This window comes from Cupriavidus sp. FW305-3-2-15-C-LB2, assembly GCF_058787575.1.
On record NZ_JBYSZW010000013.1, the window covers coordinates 84,770 to 99,223 of the forward strand.

Here is a 14,454-nt window from a genome sequence, read left to right on the forward strand (position 1 = left end):
GCCAGCGATTGCGCACGCTGGAGCAGCAGCGGGCCGACGCCTAGGCTTGGACCTCCGGACTTGGTTCGCCATCCCTGGTAGCAATCAATGCCTTTGGCGTCAGCGGGATCAAAAGCAGAATCAGTGCGTACACCACGGTAGTCGCGATCACGCAATATGTGAAACCGTGCGTTGGGCTGCTGTTATAGATCCATGAGCCCAGGAGATCGCCGGCACGCGCCGAGAGCGCGAGAACGCCATCCACCAGCATCATCAAGGTTCCTTGCAGGCCCGGCGGACAGGACCGCATCGCGAGATCGAAGTATGCTGCCGTGGCGACACCGCCCATCAGCCCTATCGGTGCCGCCAATACCAGGGCAAGATTGGCTGAGTGGATGAATGCCAGCGGAACCATCTGCGGCACTGCGACGATCGTTCCCCACCACAGCAGCTTGTGCAGCGATACCTTCTTGCACAGAAAGCCATACAGCAGAAATGTCGGGACGAACGCGGCGGCAAAGATCCCGTTGTAGTACGAGTAAACGGAATCCGATGCATGCAGCTCATTGCTCAGGTAGAACTGCAGCGGCGTGGCCGCTCCTGGCGCGAAGTTCCACAGAAAGCAGATGAGAACCGCTGGATAAACAGCCTTATGTCTCACCAGCCGCCTGACATTGCCAACGAGATCCGTGCCCCTGGCTTGCGGCTTCTCGTAGATATGGCCGAAGACCGAAACGGGCTTCCAGAGCGCCAGCACCGCAATCAAAAAGGCGAACATCGCCATCAGCAGGAAGGCTTCTTTTGCGGCGAGATGATCGGAGATGTACCCGGAGGCGAACGCTCCCGCAACGACCGGGACGGAGCCGACCACGTTCAACAGGGCGCTCAGGCGCCCGGACATGAGCTTCTCCTGGCCCACCAGGGCGATCAACCCCTGATAGGCTGCGGCGATGAACCGGGATGACAGCATTGCCAGCAGCATCCCGATGACCAGCCCCGCGTATGAGAAACCTGAATACGCCATCCAGATGAATGCCACCGCGGTCGCCGGGGCGAAAATCAGGAAGAAGCCACGATCGCGCAATCCCAGCGGATTCCATTGGTCGCGCGCGAGGCCAAAAACGAACGCAAGGTAGACTGGTATGCCCGTCACCAGCCGGAATGTCGAGATCTCCGTCGCCGTCGCATGCAGCTGGTTCTTGAGCAGGTACGACGTCTGTATATCGACCAGGTAACCGGCCGGCGTTGCCAGAGCGATGAACAGGGTCAGCCAACCGAAATACAGCAGGGTCCGGTCGCTGCCCTCGGAACCATCATGACCAGAAGCGGCCGGCATTTTCGTCGCTCAGCGTTGCACGTATCGGGGCCAGGCGAATTCGCTCGGCGATGCACCCGGTATCAGGGCCGTATGTGACGCCGGAGAGGCGTCGGACGCGTTCGACTGCGGTTTCCCGCAGTGCGGGCTGGCCCATGAAAGGCAGATGGCTGTTGGCGTTACGCATCGAGCCAGCCTTGTCGGTCATCCTGTCAACCCCGATGCCGGGAATGCTCTGCAAGCGAGTGACTGTCATGATGTCATCCCTTCTCCCTGTCAACTCCATTGAAATGGGAAAGCGAGCCAGGGGCAAGTGACATTGCGCATGGGAGGAACGTTTGCTCACGCACATTGGCCGTGGCAATCCTCATTCCTGGCGATGACTTCCGATCGTGGGCCGCCTAAAATTCCCACACATCAAATAAGCGGGCAGCCCATGCCCCGCCCGTCCGGCATCGTGGCCGGCTCGCTTTGGAGCTGCCGCATGCCTCACACCTGGATCGCATCGCCACGTCGGCGCTCTCACTGACGGAGCAGAAAATCATGAAACCAGAACCATTTGCGGTGACTCCGGAAGCGTATGGACGCGCGCTCAACGTGGTGGGAGAAAGGATCACGGTGCTGGCATCCAAGACCGCCACGCAAGGCTATGAGGTGTTTCTGCAGCAGGGCGAAGAAGGCAGTGGCCCACCGCCGCATAGCCATGACTGGGACGAATCGTTCTTCATTACCAAGGGGACGGTCGAGATCGGCTATGGCGATCAAGCGATCACTGCTGCCGCTGGCACCTTTGTCCATGTGCCAGCGGGCACGGTGCATTACTTCCGTTTCGGCTTCGGCGGCGGCGAAATGATTTCAGTCACCAGCCACGGCGGAAACGCATCGCACCTGTTCACGCGGCTCGATGAGGAAATTCCGCCAGGCGCGCCGGACATGGAAAAGCTCCTGGCGGTGGCGCAAGAGTGCGGCATCACGATTTCAGGGTGAGTGCTGGCCCGGACACACGCCTTCGCTTCGGCCACTGCTTCGGCTGAGTTTCTTCCTTCTGCGTGTTTCGTCGCAACAGGCTACGCCGCCACGGCCTTGCGCTCCCTGCCTGATTTCGCTCCCGGCTGGGCATTCGGCCCTGCCGCGCCCTGCAGCAGCCAGCAACTCAACTGCACCGAGCGCGCCATCAGCCTGCGCCGTCCGGCGGCATCGGCTTCGATGTAGTCGACGCATTGATGGAAAAGGTAGGAAACGACGTACGCGCAGACGTCGTCAATGACCGGGCGTGAGAGCTTGGGACACAGCCCCAGCCGCTCGATGTCTTCCGCCATCTCGGCGGCGATGTCATCCAGCACCGTGCGAATGGCAACGCGAAGCGCGGGCTGCGGGCCCGTGATCCCGCACACACCAACGATGAATGCATCCGGGTGATGCTGCGCGTACAGGAACAGCGCTTCGCACGCACGCGTGGCCACTTCACCCGGGTTGTCGCGGGCAGCGGCCCATCGGACCGCGCGCAGCATCGGCCGCAGTTCGGCGCTTACCTCGGCCATGGCGGTGATGGCCAGGTCTTCCATGTCGCTGAAATGCCGGTAGAACGTGTTGGGGTTCAAGCCGGCCTCGCGCGCGATCTCGCGCAGCTTGAGTGCCGCAAAGCTGCGCTTGGCTGCGGCCAGCCGCAACGCGGCGTCGATCAGGCGGCGTTTGCCGTCGGCAATGGCTTCCATGAATGCGGTTTAGTAGCAGGACTCGGTTTTTGCCCGACATGCTTCGTTGACAGCATGTCTACGGTTGTCTACGCTTGCGCCGGTAGACAGATGTCTACGTTAAATGAAACGGCCGCACGTGGCAAATCGCGTGTCAGCGCCCGTTCAGGAGACACCGCCCCGCCATGCCGCCGCCCATTGAGCTATCCAGCCCCGACCAGGCCTCCGACGCGCCGCATCAAGCCCCTGCCCGCTCCATCCATGCCCCCATCCCCGAGCCCATCCCGCGCGACCCGGGTTGGCCGCTGGTCGGCAACCTGCTGCAGATCACGCCTGGTGCCCTGGGCCAGCACCTGCTGGCGCGCAGCCGCCACCATGATGGCATCTTCGAACTGAATTTCGCCGGCCGGCGCGTGCCGTTCGTGACGTCGGTGGCACTGGCCTCCGAGTTGTGCGATGCCGCGCAGTTCCGCAAGTACATCGGCCCGCCGCTGTCCTACCTGCGCGGCATGGCCGGCGACGGGCTGTTCACCGCACGCTCCGACGAGGCCAACTGGGGCAAGGCGCACCGCATCCTGATGCCGGCGTTCAGCCAGCGCGCGATGAAGGGCTACTTCGACGTCATGCTGCGCGTGGCCAACCGGCTGGTGGACAAATGGGACCAGCAAGGCCCGGATGCCGAGATCGCGGTCGCTGACGACATGACGCGGCTGACGCTCGATACCATCGCGCTGTCCGGCTTCGGCTATGACTTTGATTCGTTCGCCAGCGCGGAACTGCACCCCTTCATCGAGGCCATGGTGGGCGCGCTGGAAGAGGCGATGTCCAAGCTGACGCGCTTTGCCCTGCAAGACCGCTTCATGCATGCGGCGCACCAGAAGTTCGACCAGGACACCCTCTTCATGCGCGACCTTGTGGACGACGTGATCCGGCGGCGGCGCGCGGGTGACGCGGCGGAACGCCCGGGCGGCACGGCCAACGACCTGCTCGGCCTGATGCTGGAAGCGCGGGATCCGGACACCGACCAGCGGCTGGACGACGAGAACATCCGCAACCAGGTGATCACGTTCCTGATTGCGGGCCACGAGACCACCAGCGGCCTGCTCACCTTCGCGCTGTATGAACTGCTGCGCAACCCGGGCGTGATGGCACAGGCCTACGCGGAGGTGGACGCCGTGCTGCCCGGCGACGCGGCGCCGGTCTACGCCGACCTGGCGCGGCTGCCGGTACTGGACCGCGTGCTGAAGGAAACGTTGCGCCTGTGGCCCACCGCGCCTGCCTTCGCCGTGGCGCCGTTTGAAGACACGCTGCTGGGCGGCCGCTACCTGATCCGCAAGGACAGGCGCCTGTCGGTGGTGCTGACCGCGCTGCACCGCGACCCCAAGGTGTGGGCCGACCCGGAACGCTTTGACATCGATCGCTTCCTGCCTGAGCAGGAGGCAAAGCTGCCGCGCCACGCCTACATGCCTTTCGGCAACGGGGAACGTGCCTGCATCGGCCGCCAGTTTGCGCTGACCGAGGCCAAGCTGGCACTGGCGCTGATGCTGCGCAATTTCCAGTTCACCGACGCGCACGACTACCAGTTCCGCATCAAGGAAACACTGACGATCAAGCCCGACGGATTCACGGTGCGTGCGCGCCGGCGCCGGCCGCATGAGCGCATCGCCGCGGTGCCGCTCGCCGGGACCGCGCAAGCGCCGCGGGCGGGCCCCGATGTGCAGGGCGGCGGCAGGCCGCTTGCCGTGCTGTGCGGGTCCAGCCTGGGCACCGCGCGCGAACTGGCTGAGCAGGTGCATGCCGGCGCGCTGGCGGCGGGCTTTGATGCGACGCTGCGCGACCTGGACGACGTGGCCGACGCGCTCCCGACCACCGGCCTGGCCGTCATCATCGCCGCCACCTATAACGGCCGCGCGCCGGACTCGGCAAGGCGGCTCGAAGCGCTGCTCGACAGCGGCGCCGCCAGCGGCTACCGGGCAGAAGCGCTGAGCGTGGCCGTGCTGGGCTGCGGCAACTCGCAATGGCCGACGTACCAGGCCTTCCCGCGCCGCGTCTATGAATTCTTCACCAATGCCGGCGCCAGTCCGCTGCTGCCGCGTGGCGAAGCCGACGGCAACGGCGACTTCGACCAGGCCGTGGAACGGTGGCTGGCCTTGCTGTGGCAAGCCTTGCAGGCCGGTGACGGCGTGGGCGGGCCGGCCCACGGGACGCCGCCGGTCCGGGTGCAGGTGAAAGACGTCGCCGAGATCCGCGCGTCCACGCTGCCGCCAAACACCGAGGCCTTCACGGTCCTGGCCAACGCCGAGCTGGTGAACGATCCGTCCGGCCTGTGGGATTTCTCGCGCGAGGCGCCGCGGACTTCCACGCGCGATATCCGCCTCAGGCTGCCCGACGGCGTGCGCTACGCCACAGGCGATCACCTCGCCGTCTATCCGCAGAACCAGCCCGGGATGGTCGCGGCCCTGTGCGAGCGGATCGGCATCGACCCGGACGCCATCGTCACGTTGTCCGCCTCCGGCGGGGCCGCGCGCGGCCTGCCGCTGGGCGAGGCCCTGTCCGTGCGCCAGTTGCTGACCCATTTTGTGGAGCTGCAGGACGTGGTGTCGCGCCATACCCTGCGCCTGCTGTCGCAGTCTTCGCGCTGCCCGGCCACGCGCCAGGCCCTGCGGCAGCTGGCCTCGGACGACGCCGGGAGCGGGTACGCCGCCCAGGTGGCGCCGCGCCGGCTCGGGCTGGCCGACGTGCTGGACCGCTTTCCCGCCATCGAGATGGATCTGGCCGGCCTGCTGGCTTGCACCGTGCCAATGCGGCCGAGGTTCTATTCGATCGCCTCATCGCCGCTGGTCTCGCCCGACGTGGCGACCATCACCGTCGGCACGGTCTGGTCACCGGCGCTGTCGGGCCGCGGACTCTTCCGCGGCGTGGCTTCCACCTGGCTGCAGGGCCTGGCGCCAGGCGCCATGGTGGCGGGTGCCATCCGCACCCCCAATCCCACCTTCGCGCCCGCGGCGGACCCGGCCACGCCCATGATCCTGATCGGCCCCGGCACGGGCATTGCGCCGTTCCGCGGCTTTCTTGAGGAGCGGGCCGCGCAACAGGCAGCCGGGCAGCCGGTGGCCCCGGTGCAGCTGTACTACGGCTGCCGCCACCCCGCGCACGACTGGCTCTACCGCAACGACGTGGAGCGCTGGCAGGCACAGGGCGTGGTGCAGGTCCACCTGGCCTGTTCAGTCGTGGATGGCGAGCCGCGCTACGTGCAGGACCTGCTGTGGCAGCGCCGTGCCGATGTCTGGGCCCGGCTGAACCAGGGCGCGATCATCTACGTGTGCGGCGACGGCCGCCACATGGCGCCCGCGGTCAGGCAGGTGCTGATTCAGATCGGCGCAGAGCAAGGGGGGGTGACAGCAGAGGCGGCGTCGGACTGGCTGGCAGAGCTGGTCAGCGCAGGCAGGTACCGGCAGGATGTCTTCAACTGATGCCCCGCCGGGTCGCCCGGTCGCGCCGCTGGCGCGGTACTAGCCCTGGAAGGGCTTGCCCATCGGCTTGAGACGGATGCCGGGGGCAAGCCTGGTCCAGGGCAGGTCCGCGGGATCCGCCGTCATCGGGCCGGGCGCCTTGGCCACCAGCACGGCGTGCGCGATGCCCTGGAAATCGGCCCGGAAATGCACCGAACTCTTGTTGACGAGAATCTTCATCGCCTCGGGCTCGACCCCGCCCACGCGGAACAGGTTGCGGTCCAGCATCTGGGCCTTGCCGGCACTGACGACCACCAGCACATCGTCGATACGCAGCAGCGCGACGGGCCCGACATCGGCCAGCATGCCGTTCATCATCGGCCCGCCGTAGCGGCATACGCCATCGGAGAGCTTCAGCACCTTGAAGCGCCCCCGCAGCGGCTCGTCACCGGGCACCCCGGAAACACCGCCGAGAGCGACGTCGATGGTGGCTCCCACGCCGGCGCGGTGCGCCTCGGCCGCCACGGCCGGATCCCAGATCAGCCCGATGGCCGCGTGCCGCGCGCCGTGGCGCAGCAAGGCGCGCAGCATGCCCGTGGTGTTCGAGTCGCCGCCGGCCCCGGGGTTGTCCTGCGTGTCGGCAATGACCACCGGGCGCGTCGCCCCCTCGGCCAGCCGCATGGCCTCGAGCACGGCTTCGTCCGGCGAGAGGAACGGGACCTCCCAGGCAGGCTCATCCGCCAGCATCCGGTCGTACAAGGCCTGCACCACCGCGTCGACCGCTGCGGCGTCCTCGCCGTATCCCCAGATCACCGGCCCGCACTCCGGAAAGTCGGCTGCGGGAAAGCCCGGCGCGAACGACAGCGATACCACGGCGCCGCTTTCCCCCTGCTGCAGCAGCGAATACATGGCGCGGGCAGGCTCCAGCATCGTGCACATGCCGTTGATCGGGATCAGGAAGGGCAGCCGGCGTACTGCGCGATGCAGCGGCCCCCTGCCCTCCAGCAAGCGCTGCAGCAATGCCGCGGCCCGCTCGCCGGTCTCGGCCATGTCCACGTGCGGATACGTTCGATAGGCCACCAGTGCGTCGGCGGCCTCGAGCATCGCCCGCGTGACGTTGGCATGCAGGTCGAGCGACGCGACCACCGGCACGCCCGGCCCCACCACGGCTCGGATGCGCGCGAGCAAGGTGCCTTCGCCATCGTCCGTATGTTCGGCAACCATCGCGCCATGCAGGTCCAGATAGACCGCATCGAATCCGCCGGCGCGCGTGGCCTCGACGATCTCGCCGGCAATGCGCTCGAACGCATCCTCGGTCACGTGCGCGGATGGGCTCGCGCCGGCCCAGATCACCGGCAGCAGCATCCAGCCGCGCCGCTCTGCCGCGGCAATGAAGCCGCCGGCCGGAATGTTGACGTCGCGCAGCGACAGCACGTCATCGCCACGCACCATCGCCGGAAAGCCCTCGCCGCGCTCGAAGCTGGCATAGGTGGCCTTTGACGGCGCAAAGGTATTGGTCTCGTGCTGAAAGCCGGCGATCAGAATCCGTGTTGCCAAAGTTCTCTCCGTGAATTGAATGGCCAGCCTCAGGCGGGCGAGACCGCGCCCTGGGGCGAGGGCATCCGGTTGGCTACCAGTACGGCCGCTCCGGCCATCAGCAGCGCCACCATCACCAGCAGGCCGGCCTGCATGCTGCCGGTGGCGGTGCGCACCGCGCCAATGATGGTCGGGCTCAGGAAGCCGCCAATCAGGCCGATGGTATTGATCAGCGCGATACCACCCGCGGCGGCATCGCCCTTCAGGTGTTGCGACGGAATCGCCCAGAACACGGTATAGGCGGCCCACATCATCGCCGTGGCGACGGTCATGCAGAGCAATGACAGCGGCAAGTTTCCACTCGACACCGTGGCCAGGGCCAGCGCCACGGCGCCGACAAATGCGGGGACCGCGCTGTGCCAGCGGCGCTCGCCGCGGCGATCCGAGCTGCGGCCGATCACGACCATGGCAATCGCCGCCGCCATGTACGGAATCATCGAATACAGCCCGATCTGCATGGTGTCCGTGACGCCGTCGGCCTTGAGGATCGACGGCAGCCAGAAGCTCACGGCGTAGATGCCGCAGATCATCGTGAAATAGGCAAATGCCAGCAGGTAGACGCGCCGGTCGCGTGCGACCTGGCCGAATGACTGGTGGCCGCCTGCCGGCACCTGCAGTTCAGCCGCCAGCATGCGCTTCTCTTCGTCGCTGAGCCACTTCGCCTCGGCGGGCCGGTCGGCCAGCACGCGCAGCGCCAGGGCACCGAGCAGCACGCAAGGCAGCCCTTCGACCAGGAACATCCATTGCCAGCCCGCCAGGCCGTAGGCGCCGGACAGGCCTGTCATCAGCCACGTCGACAGCGGCGAGCCAAAGATCCCGCCGATGGGCCCGGCCAGCATCACCACGGCCATCACGCGCGCCATGCGACGCTGCCCGTACCAGTAGGTCAGGTAGAAGATCATGCCCGGTGCAAAGCCGGCCTCGAACACGCCGAGCAGGAAGCGCAGCACATAGAACGTGGTCTCGTCACGCACGAACATCATGCCCGCGGAAGTGAGACCCCACAGCACCAGGATGCGGCTGATGGTCTTGCGGGCACCAATCCGGGGCAGCAGCAGGTTGCTCGGGATTTCGAACAGGACGTAGCCGAAAAAGAAGATGCCGGCGCCCAGCCCGTACACCGCATCGGAAAAGCCGAGATCGCTTTGCATCTGCAGCTTGGCAAAGCCGATATTGACGCGATCCAGGTAGGCAAAGGTGTAGCAGAGCAGCAGGAACGGCAACAGGCGCCAGTTCAGCTTGCGGTACAGCGCCTGCTGCGCGGCGCTGCCGTACTCCGGCGTGGTACGTGGGGGCAGGGTTGCGGACATGTCGGTCTCTCCCGTGGTCGGCTCTATCTCTTGTGGATGCGATGTCGTTCAGGGTCGATCGTCTGGCATATGAAAAAACAGAGCAAGAGCAACTTAAGTCAGCTATCGTTGCCCTATTGGCAACAGCGGGATCCGACATGCGGGAACTGAACCAGCGCAGGCTGCGCTATTTCCACGAGGTACTGACACATGGCTCGATCCGCGGCGCGGCCGACAGCATCAACACCTCGCCATCGGTGATCACGCGCCAGATCCGGCTGCTGGAAGATGAGGTCGGCGCGCCGCTGTTCGACCGCCATGCACGCGGGGTGCAGCCGACCGAAGCCGCGGTGCATCTGCTCGAGTACTGGCGCGGCTGCCGCGCACAGCAGGAACTCTTCGAAGACCGCCTGCAGGCCTTGCGCGGCCTGCAGCACGGCCAGGTGCGCATCGCCACCAGCGAGGGCTATGTCGACGGACTGATGGACGAAGTGCTGACGGATTTCTGTGCGCGCTATCCCAGGCTCGACGTGACCGTCGACATCCTCCCGGTCAACAACGTCCTGCAAGAGGTAGCGGAAAGCCGCGCGCATATCGGGCTGGCCTACAATCCGCCTGCGCATGCCGATATCGCCTGGGTTGCCACGTCATCGCAACCGGTGGTGCTGCTGGTGCATGCCGGGCATCCGCTGGCACGCCGGGGCGGCAAGGTCGACGTGCACGAACTGGGCGACTACCCGCTGGCGATGATGCCGCCGGCATTCGGACTCGGGCAGGTCGTGCAGATGCTGGCCTACACGGAGAATGTCCAGATCCGCCCGACGCTGACCACGAACTCCCTGGCCGTGCTGCGCCATTTCGTGAAGCGGCATGATGGCATCACGCTCATCGGCGGGTTCGCGGCCTATCGTGAATTGCAGTCCGGCGAGCTGGTGACGCTGCCTATCGCCCATCCGCTGTTCGAGGCCGCCAAGGCACGCCTGCTGGTGAAGGCAGGCCGCCCGATGGGCGTGGCCGCGAATACGCTGCTGGACTGTATCCTGCGCGACATGCAGATGTTCGCGGCAGCCCGTTCGCGCAGCCGGGGGACGACCCCGTCCCGGAAGCCGCCGCGCAGGTGACTGAGCGGCGAAGGTGCAACGTCCGTTCAAACCTTCCTGACGAACTCCGATTTCAGGCTCATGGCGCCAAAGCCGTCGATCTTGCAGTCGATATCGTGGTCACCGTCGACCAGGCGGATGTTCTTCACCTTGGTACCCATCTTGACCACGCCGGCCGACCCCTTCAGCTTCAGGTCCTTGATGACGGTGACGGTGTCCCCGTCCTGCAGGACATTGCCTGCCGCATCGCGATAAACCCTGGCCTCCGGTTCGGCCGGCGCCGCTGCCTGCGCCGACCATTCATGCGCGCATTCCGGGCAGATGTAGAGGCCTCCGTCTTCATAGGTGAATTCGGAATGACATTTTGGGCAGGGAGGCAAAGCGCTCATGGGGACTCTCAGGTGTCTGGCCAGGGCCATAAAGGACCGGAAGTATACCGCCCCCGCCTATGGCAACGCATCGGGCGGCAGCACGCTCCATCCCGAAACGCTGCCGGACGTCGTCAGGCGCTGGCTCCTGAGGACGCCGTTCTCGTCGAACTCGAAGAAAACCGTCGACGACCGGATCGCGCCGCCGGCGAACAGCGGGCCAATGAACGGGATAAAGCTCTCAGGGTGCGGCCTGGAGGCCGCAAACGAATAGATCAGGATGGTCGACCCGTTGACCAGGGTGGTCTGCGACGAGGGCTTCCCCAGCTGGGCGGTAACGTCGTCGAGGGTGGAGAAACCGAGCAGGAAGTTCGCCATCTGCTCCTGTTTCACCTCGACGCCCGTCGATACGCAGGCGGCCAGCATGACGCAAGTCACAATCAATGCGTGAGCAGGCCTCATATCGTCACCGCCATACTTTTTGCGCCGTGGCCGGGACGCGCTGAAGGCGCCCGGCGCGCCATGCAGAAAGCATACAACTTTGCTGAACGATTCGCCGAGGCCCGCGCAAGGCGGGCCGCCCCCTACTCCGGCACGAAATGTATCGACCGCAGCAACTCCGCCTGCCGCTCATGGGCGGCGCGCGCATCCCTGGACAGGGCCTCGCTGCTGAGCGGCTGCCCGGCGTCCATGCCCATGGCCTCCACGCGCTCGCGGTAGCCGGGCTGCTGCACGATGGCCAGCGTGGCGTTGCGGATCTTTTCCTGCACCGCCGCCGGCACGTCCGGCGGCAGCCACACCCCCATCCAGCCGGGCTCCGTCATCGCCGGGAAGCCGACTTCGGCGAAGGTCGGCACATCCGGCAGCGCGGGGATGCGCTTGGGATACGCCACGGCATAGGCTTTGAGCTTGCCGGACTTGATCAGCGGCAGCGACGTGGCCAGGCCGTCGAACATCAGCGGCACATGGCCGCCCATCACGTCTTGCAGCGCGGGCGGCGATCCCTTGTAGCCGACATGCTTCATATCCACGCCGGCCAGGCGGTTGAACTGGACGCCGATGGTCTGGCCGCGCATGCCGGCGGCATAAGAGGCATAGTCGATCTGCCCGGGCTTGCTCTTGATGTAGGCAAGCAGTTCGCTGAAGTTCTTCGCCGGCAGCTTGGGGTTGCCCACCAGCACCAGCCCCGTACGGGCCACCTGGGCAACAGGTTTCAGGTCCTTGAAAGGATCGAACGAGACCTTCAGCGCCAGCGGCGTTTCGGAAACGATGCCGCCCTGGATCAGCAGCAGCGTATGTCCGTCATGCGGTGCGGAAAGCAGTGTGTTGACCGCGATCGCGCCGGCGCCGCCCGGCTTCTGCTCGACGATCACCGGCTTGCCCAGCGACTGCGTCAGCCCCTCGGCCAGCAGGCGCCCGAGGATATCGGCGGTGCCGCCGGCGGGGCCGCCGACCACGATCCTGACCACCTTGGTCGGCCACGCCTGAGCCTGGGCGGTCGATGGGAGCGCAGCCGGCAGCGCCACCGACAGCGCCAGGCCGAGCATGCATGACAGCGACGCCCTGCGGCGCGCCGACGGTTGTGCTTGATTCATGGTTGTCTCCGAATGTTCGAGGGTTGTTCAGGGCAGCAGCCGGCTTCATCGTGAGCCGGTGATCTGCCACCCCTGCCCTTCTGCTGGCGCATCGCCAGTGCCGACCGACCCGGGTCAGGCGGCCTTGCGCAGGAAGCCCTGATTGCCGCCATTGCGGTTCGGCGCGAAGCCGTTGGCCTCCAGCGTCTCTTCGACCGTGTCGTAGAACACGCCGATCTTCTGGATGTCGCGCGCTTCCTGGGCCGTTGCCACCTTGCGGCCGAATTCGCCCGCGATGCGCACCAGCTGCTCGATCTGCTTCACCGTGCTCATCTTGGCCGTGCGCGACTGGTTCCAGAGGCAGTCCTCGGTTCCGCACCGCACATGCAGGCCCAGGGCAATCCCCATCATGTTCACAGGCAGCACGTTGCGCACGGAGCTTTCGACGGTCAGCACCGCGCCATCCGGCACGGCGCGGACGATGTTGGCGAGGTTGAAGACGCTCGGCGCATCCATGCCGCCGCTGATCGCCACCCAGTTCATGACCAGCGGGCCCTTGTACACGCCGCGCCGGATCAGCCGCTCAACGGATTCGAAGCTATTGATGTTGTAGCACTGGAATGCGCTCTGGATGCCGGCAGCGGACAGGCGGCGGATGTGCTCTTCGACCCAGCCAGGCTGGGCGGGAACCGTCATCTCCTTGTACGCGTTGAAGATCGCGGGGTTCTCGCGCGAGGTGCCCTTGAAATCCGCGAGCTCCGCGTGCTCCGTCACGTTCATCTGCGACGTGTTCACCGTGACGGTCACCTGGTCCGGAACGGGGTCGAGTTCGGCAAGCATGTGGCGCGTGTCGTCGGAAAGCCACTTGGCGGCATCCCCCTCGTTTTCCGGCGCGAAGCTGATCGAACCGCCCACCTGGATGACCATCTCCGGCACCGCCTTGCGCACCCCGGCGATCAGCTCGTTGAACTTGGACAGACGCTTCGAGCCCTTGCCGTCGAGTTCGCGCACATGCAGGTGCAGCACAGTCGCGCCGGCGTTGTAGCAATCCACGGCCTTCTGGATCTGGTCTTCCATCGTCACGGGGATGTCTTCCGGGAAATCGGAGGGCAGCCAGCCCGGTGCATACGGTGCCGCGGTGATGATCAGCGGCTGCTGGTTTTCAGGGAACAGGGATCCATCGAGGTAGTGCACGGCATGTCTCCATTGATAAAGGCACGTGGCCTGGCGGCGGCTGGTGCGCCTCAGAACGGCTTGTCGCCGATGATGGCGGCGCGCTCCATCTTGCGCGGCGCCGGCCAGTAGTCCTGCACCGCGTAGTGCTGGGTGCAGCGGTTGTCCCAGATGGCCACACTGTTGGGCTGCCAGCGGAAACGCACCTGGTATTCGGGAATCGCCGCCTGGCTGATCAGGTAGTTCAGCAGATGGCTGGCGCCCGGGGTCTTGTCCTGTCCGTAGCGCACGTTCTCGGGCGTATGGAAGTTGGCGAAATGCGTGGAGAAGCCGCAGACGTAGAGCGCCTTCTCGCCGGTTTCCGGATGCGTGCGCACCACCGGGTGCTCGACCATGGGGTACTGCGCGGCAAGGCTGGCGCGCTTTTCCGGGCTCATCGCCGCGCCGAACGAATGCTCGATGCTGTGCTTGGCGCGCAGGCCGGCGATGCGCTGCTTGATTTCCTCGGGCAGGTGCTCGTAGGCCGCCGCCATGTTGACCCAGATGGTGTCGCCGCCGACCGGCGGGCATTCGATGCAGCGCAGCACGCAGCCCATGGGCGGGGTTTCGCGCCAGCTGCCATCGGTGTGGTAGCTGTTCTCGTAGTTCTCGCGCTTGTCGCTGCGATAGATCTGGACCAGCCCTGGATGATCGGGATCGCTGCCGGCGACGGGATGGTCTTCCAGTTCGCCGAAGCGGCGCGCGAACGCCACGTGGTCCGCGCGGGAGATTTCCTGGTCGCGCAGGAACAGCACCTTGTGCGTGAGCAGCAGGGACTTGATCTCGGCAAACAGCGCGTCGTCGCGCGCGGCATCGGCCAGGCTGACGCCGCTGACTTCGGCGCCGATATTGCAGGTAAGCGGTTGGGCTCGCAT

13 protein-coding genes are annotated in these 14,454 nt (G+C 66.0%); 3 read left to right on the forward strand and 10 right to left on the reverse strand.

Going from position 1 to position 14,454, the window contains the following annotated elements; translation table 11 throughout:
* Nucleotides 1-40 precede the first annotated feature (40 nt).
* Both AC3WRR_RS12340 and AC3WRR_RS12345 read right to left on the reverse strand, forming a co-directional pair.
* Nucleotides 41-1,315 (reverse strand): MFS transporter, encoded by a 1,275-nt coding sequence (locus AC3WRR_RS12340; RefSeq protein ID WP_492297127.1) that lies wholly within the window; start codon nt 1,313-1,315, stop codon nt 41-43.
* On the reverse strand, nt 1,293-1,550 hold the full coding sequence (locus AC3WRR_RS12345) for a hypothetical protein (RefSeq protein WP_492297129.1): 258 nt from the start codon (nt 1,548-1,550) through the stop codon (nt 1,293-1,295). The genes AC3WRR_RS12340 and AC3WRR_RS12345 overlap by 23 nt, the downstream gene beginning before the upstream one ends.
* 287 nt (nt 1,551-1,837) lie before the next feature.
* On the opposite strand from AC3WRR_RS12345, the gene AC3WRR_RS12350 reads away from it, so the two are divergent.
* Complete coding sequence (locus AC3WRR_RS12350; protein ID WP_010809735.1) at nt 1,838-2,281, forward strand: cupin domain-containing protein; 444 nt, start codon at nt 1,838-1,840, stop codon at nt 2,279-2,281.
* Between the two features lie 80 nt (nt 2,282-2,361).
* Here AC3WRR_RS12350 and AC3WRR_RS12355 read toward each other — a convergent pair whose 3' ends face one another.
* Nucleotides 2,362-3,009, reverse strand: coding sequence for a TetR family transcriptional regulator (locus AC3WRR_RS12355; RefSeq protein ID WP_010809734.1), 648 nt, complete (start codon nt 3,007-3,009; stop codon nt 2,362-2,364).
* A gap of 164 nt (nt 3,010-3,173) precedes the next feature.
* Here AC3WRR_RS12355 and AC3WRR_RS12360 point away from each other — a divergent pair, with 164 nt between their 5' ends.
* Nucleotides 3,174-6,461, forward strand: a complete 3,288-nt coding sequence (locus AC3WRR_RS12360) for a bifunctional cytochrome P450/NADPH--P450 reductase (RefSeq protein WP_492297131.1) — start codon at nt 3,174-3,176, stop codon at nt 6,459-6,461.
* A 39-nt stretch (nt 6,462-6,500) separates the two neighbouring features.
* Here the strand turns inward: AC3WRR_RS12360 and AC3WRR_RS12365 are convergent, their stop codons facing one another.
* Together AC3WRR_RS12365 and AC3WRR_RS12370 are read right to left on the reverse strand one after the other, a co-directional pair.
* Nucleotides 6,501-7,997: a M81 family metallopeptidase gene (locus AC3WRR_RS12365; protein WP_010809732.1), complete on the reverse strand. Its 1,497-nt coding sequence runs from the start codon at nt 7,995-7,997 to the stop codon at nt 6,501-6,503.
* Between the two features lie 29 nt (nt 7,998-8,026).
* Nucleotides 8,027-9,346 (reverse strand): MFS transporter, encoded by a 1,320-nt coding sequence (locus AC3WRR_RS12370; protein WP_492297134.1) that lies wholly within the window; start codon nt 9,344-9,346, stop codon nt 8,027-8,029.
* Nucleotides 9,347-9,483: 137 nt separating this feature from the next.
* On the opposite strand from AC3WRR_RS12370, the gene AC3WRR_RS12375 reads away from it, so the two are divergent.
* On the forward strand, nt 9,484-10,446 hold the full coding sequence (locus AC3WRR_RS12375) for a LysR family transcriptional regulator (protein ID WP_010809730.1): 963 nt from the start codon (nt 9,484-9,486) through the stop codon (nt 10,444-10,446).
* Nucleotides 10,447-10,472: 26 nt separating this feature from the next.
* Here AC3WRR_RS12375 and AC3WRR_RS12380 read toward each other — a convergent pair whose 3' ends face one another.
* The 5 genes from AC3WRR_RS12380 to AC3WRR_RS12400 form a co-directional block, all read right to left on the reverse strand.
* Nucleotides 10,473-10,814, reverse strand: coding sequence for a zinc ribbon domain-containing protein YjdM (locus AC3WRR_RS12380; RefSeq protein WP_010809729.1), 342 nt, complete (start codon nt 10,812-10,814; stop codon nt 10,473-10,475).
* Between the two features lie 57 nt (nt 10,815-10,871).
* Nucleotides 10,872-11,255, reverse strand: a complete 384-nt coding sequence (locus AC3WRR_RS12385; RefSeq protein ID WP_492297136.1) for a hypothetical protein — start codon at nt 11,253-11,255, stop codon at nt 10,872-10,874.
* 122 nt (nt 11,256-11,377) lie between these two features.
* Nucleotides 11,378-12,388 (reverse strand): Bug family tripartite tricarboxylate transporter substrate binding protein, encoded by a 1,011-nt coding sequence (locus tag AC3WRR_RS12390; protein ID WP_010809727.1) that lies wholly within the window; start codon nt 12,386-12,388, stop codon nt 11,378-11,380.
* Between the two features lie 114 nt (nt 12,389-12,502).
* A complete protein-coding gene (locus tag AC3WRR_RS12395; RefSeq protein ID WP_010809726.1) occupies nt 12,503-13,561 on the reverse strand; it encodes a beta-keto acid cleavage family enzyme in 1,059 nt (352 codons plus the stop codon).
* A gap of 50 nt (nt 13,562-13,611) precedes the next feature.
* Nucleotides 13,612-14,454: a TauD/TfdA dioxygenase family protein gene (locus AC3WRR_RS12400; RefSeq protein WP_010809725.1), complete on the reverse strand. Its 843-nt coding sequence runs from the start codon at nt 14,452-14,454 to the stop codon at nt 13,612-13,614.

Coding starts and splice junctions, on each gene's coding strand:
- AC3WRR_RS12340 (WP_492297127.1), bottom strand. CDS start 1,315: ATGCCGGCCGCTTCTGGTCATGATGGTTCCGAGGGCAGCGACCGGACC.
- AC3WRR_RS12345 (WP_492297129.1), bottom strand. CDS start 1,550: ATGACAGTCACTCGCTTGCAGAGCATTCCCGGCATCGGGGTTGACAGG.
- AC3WRR_RS12360 (WP_492297131.1), top strand. CDS start 3,174: ATGCCGCCGCCCATTGAGCTATCCAGCCCCGACCAGGCCTCCGACGCG.
- AC3WRR_RS12390 (WP_010809727.1), bottom strand. CDS start 12,388: ATGAATCAAGCACAACCGTCGGCGCGCCGCAGGGCGTCGCTGTCATGC.
- AC3WRR_RS12355 (WP_010809734.1), bottom strand. CDS start 3,009: ATGGAAGCCATTGCCGACGGCAAACGCCGCCTGATCGACGCCGCGTTG.
- AC3WRR_RS12375 (WP_010809730.1), top strand. CDS start 9,484: ATGCGGGAACTGAACCAGCGCAGGCTGCGCTATTTCCACGAGGTACTG.
- AC3WRR_RS12385 (WP_492297136.1), bottom strand. CDS start 11,255: ATGAGGCCTGCTCACGCATTGATTGTGACTTGCGTCATGCTGGCCGCC.
- AC3WRR_RS12380 (WP_010809729.1), bottom strand. CDS start 10,814: ATGAGCGCTTTGCCTCCCTGCCCAAAATGTCATTCCGAATTCACCTAT.
- AC3WRR_RS12400 (WP_010809725.1), bottom strand. CDS start 14,454: ATGCGAGCCCAACCGCTTACCTGCAATATCGGCGCCGAAGTCAGCGGC.
- AC3WRR_RS12350 (WP_010809735.1), top strand. CDS start 1,838: ATGAAACCAGAACCATTTGCGGTGACTCCGGAAGCGTATGGACGCGCG.
- AC3WRR_RS12370 (WP_492297134.1), bottom strand. CDS start 9,346: ATGTCCGCAACCCTGCCCCCACGTACCACGCCGGAGTACGGCAGCGCC.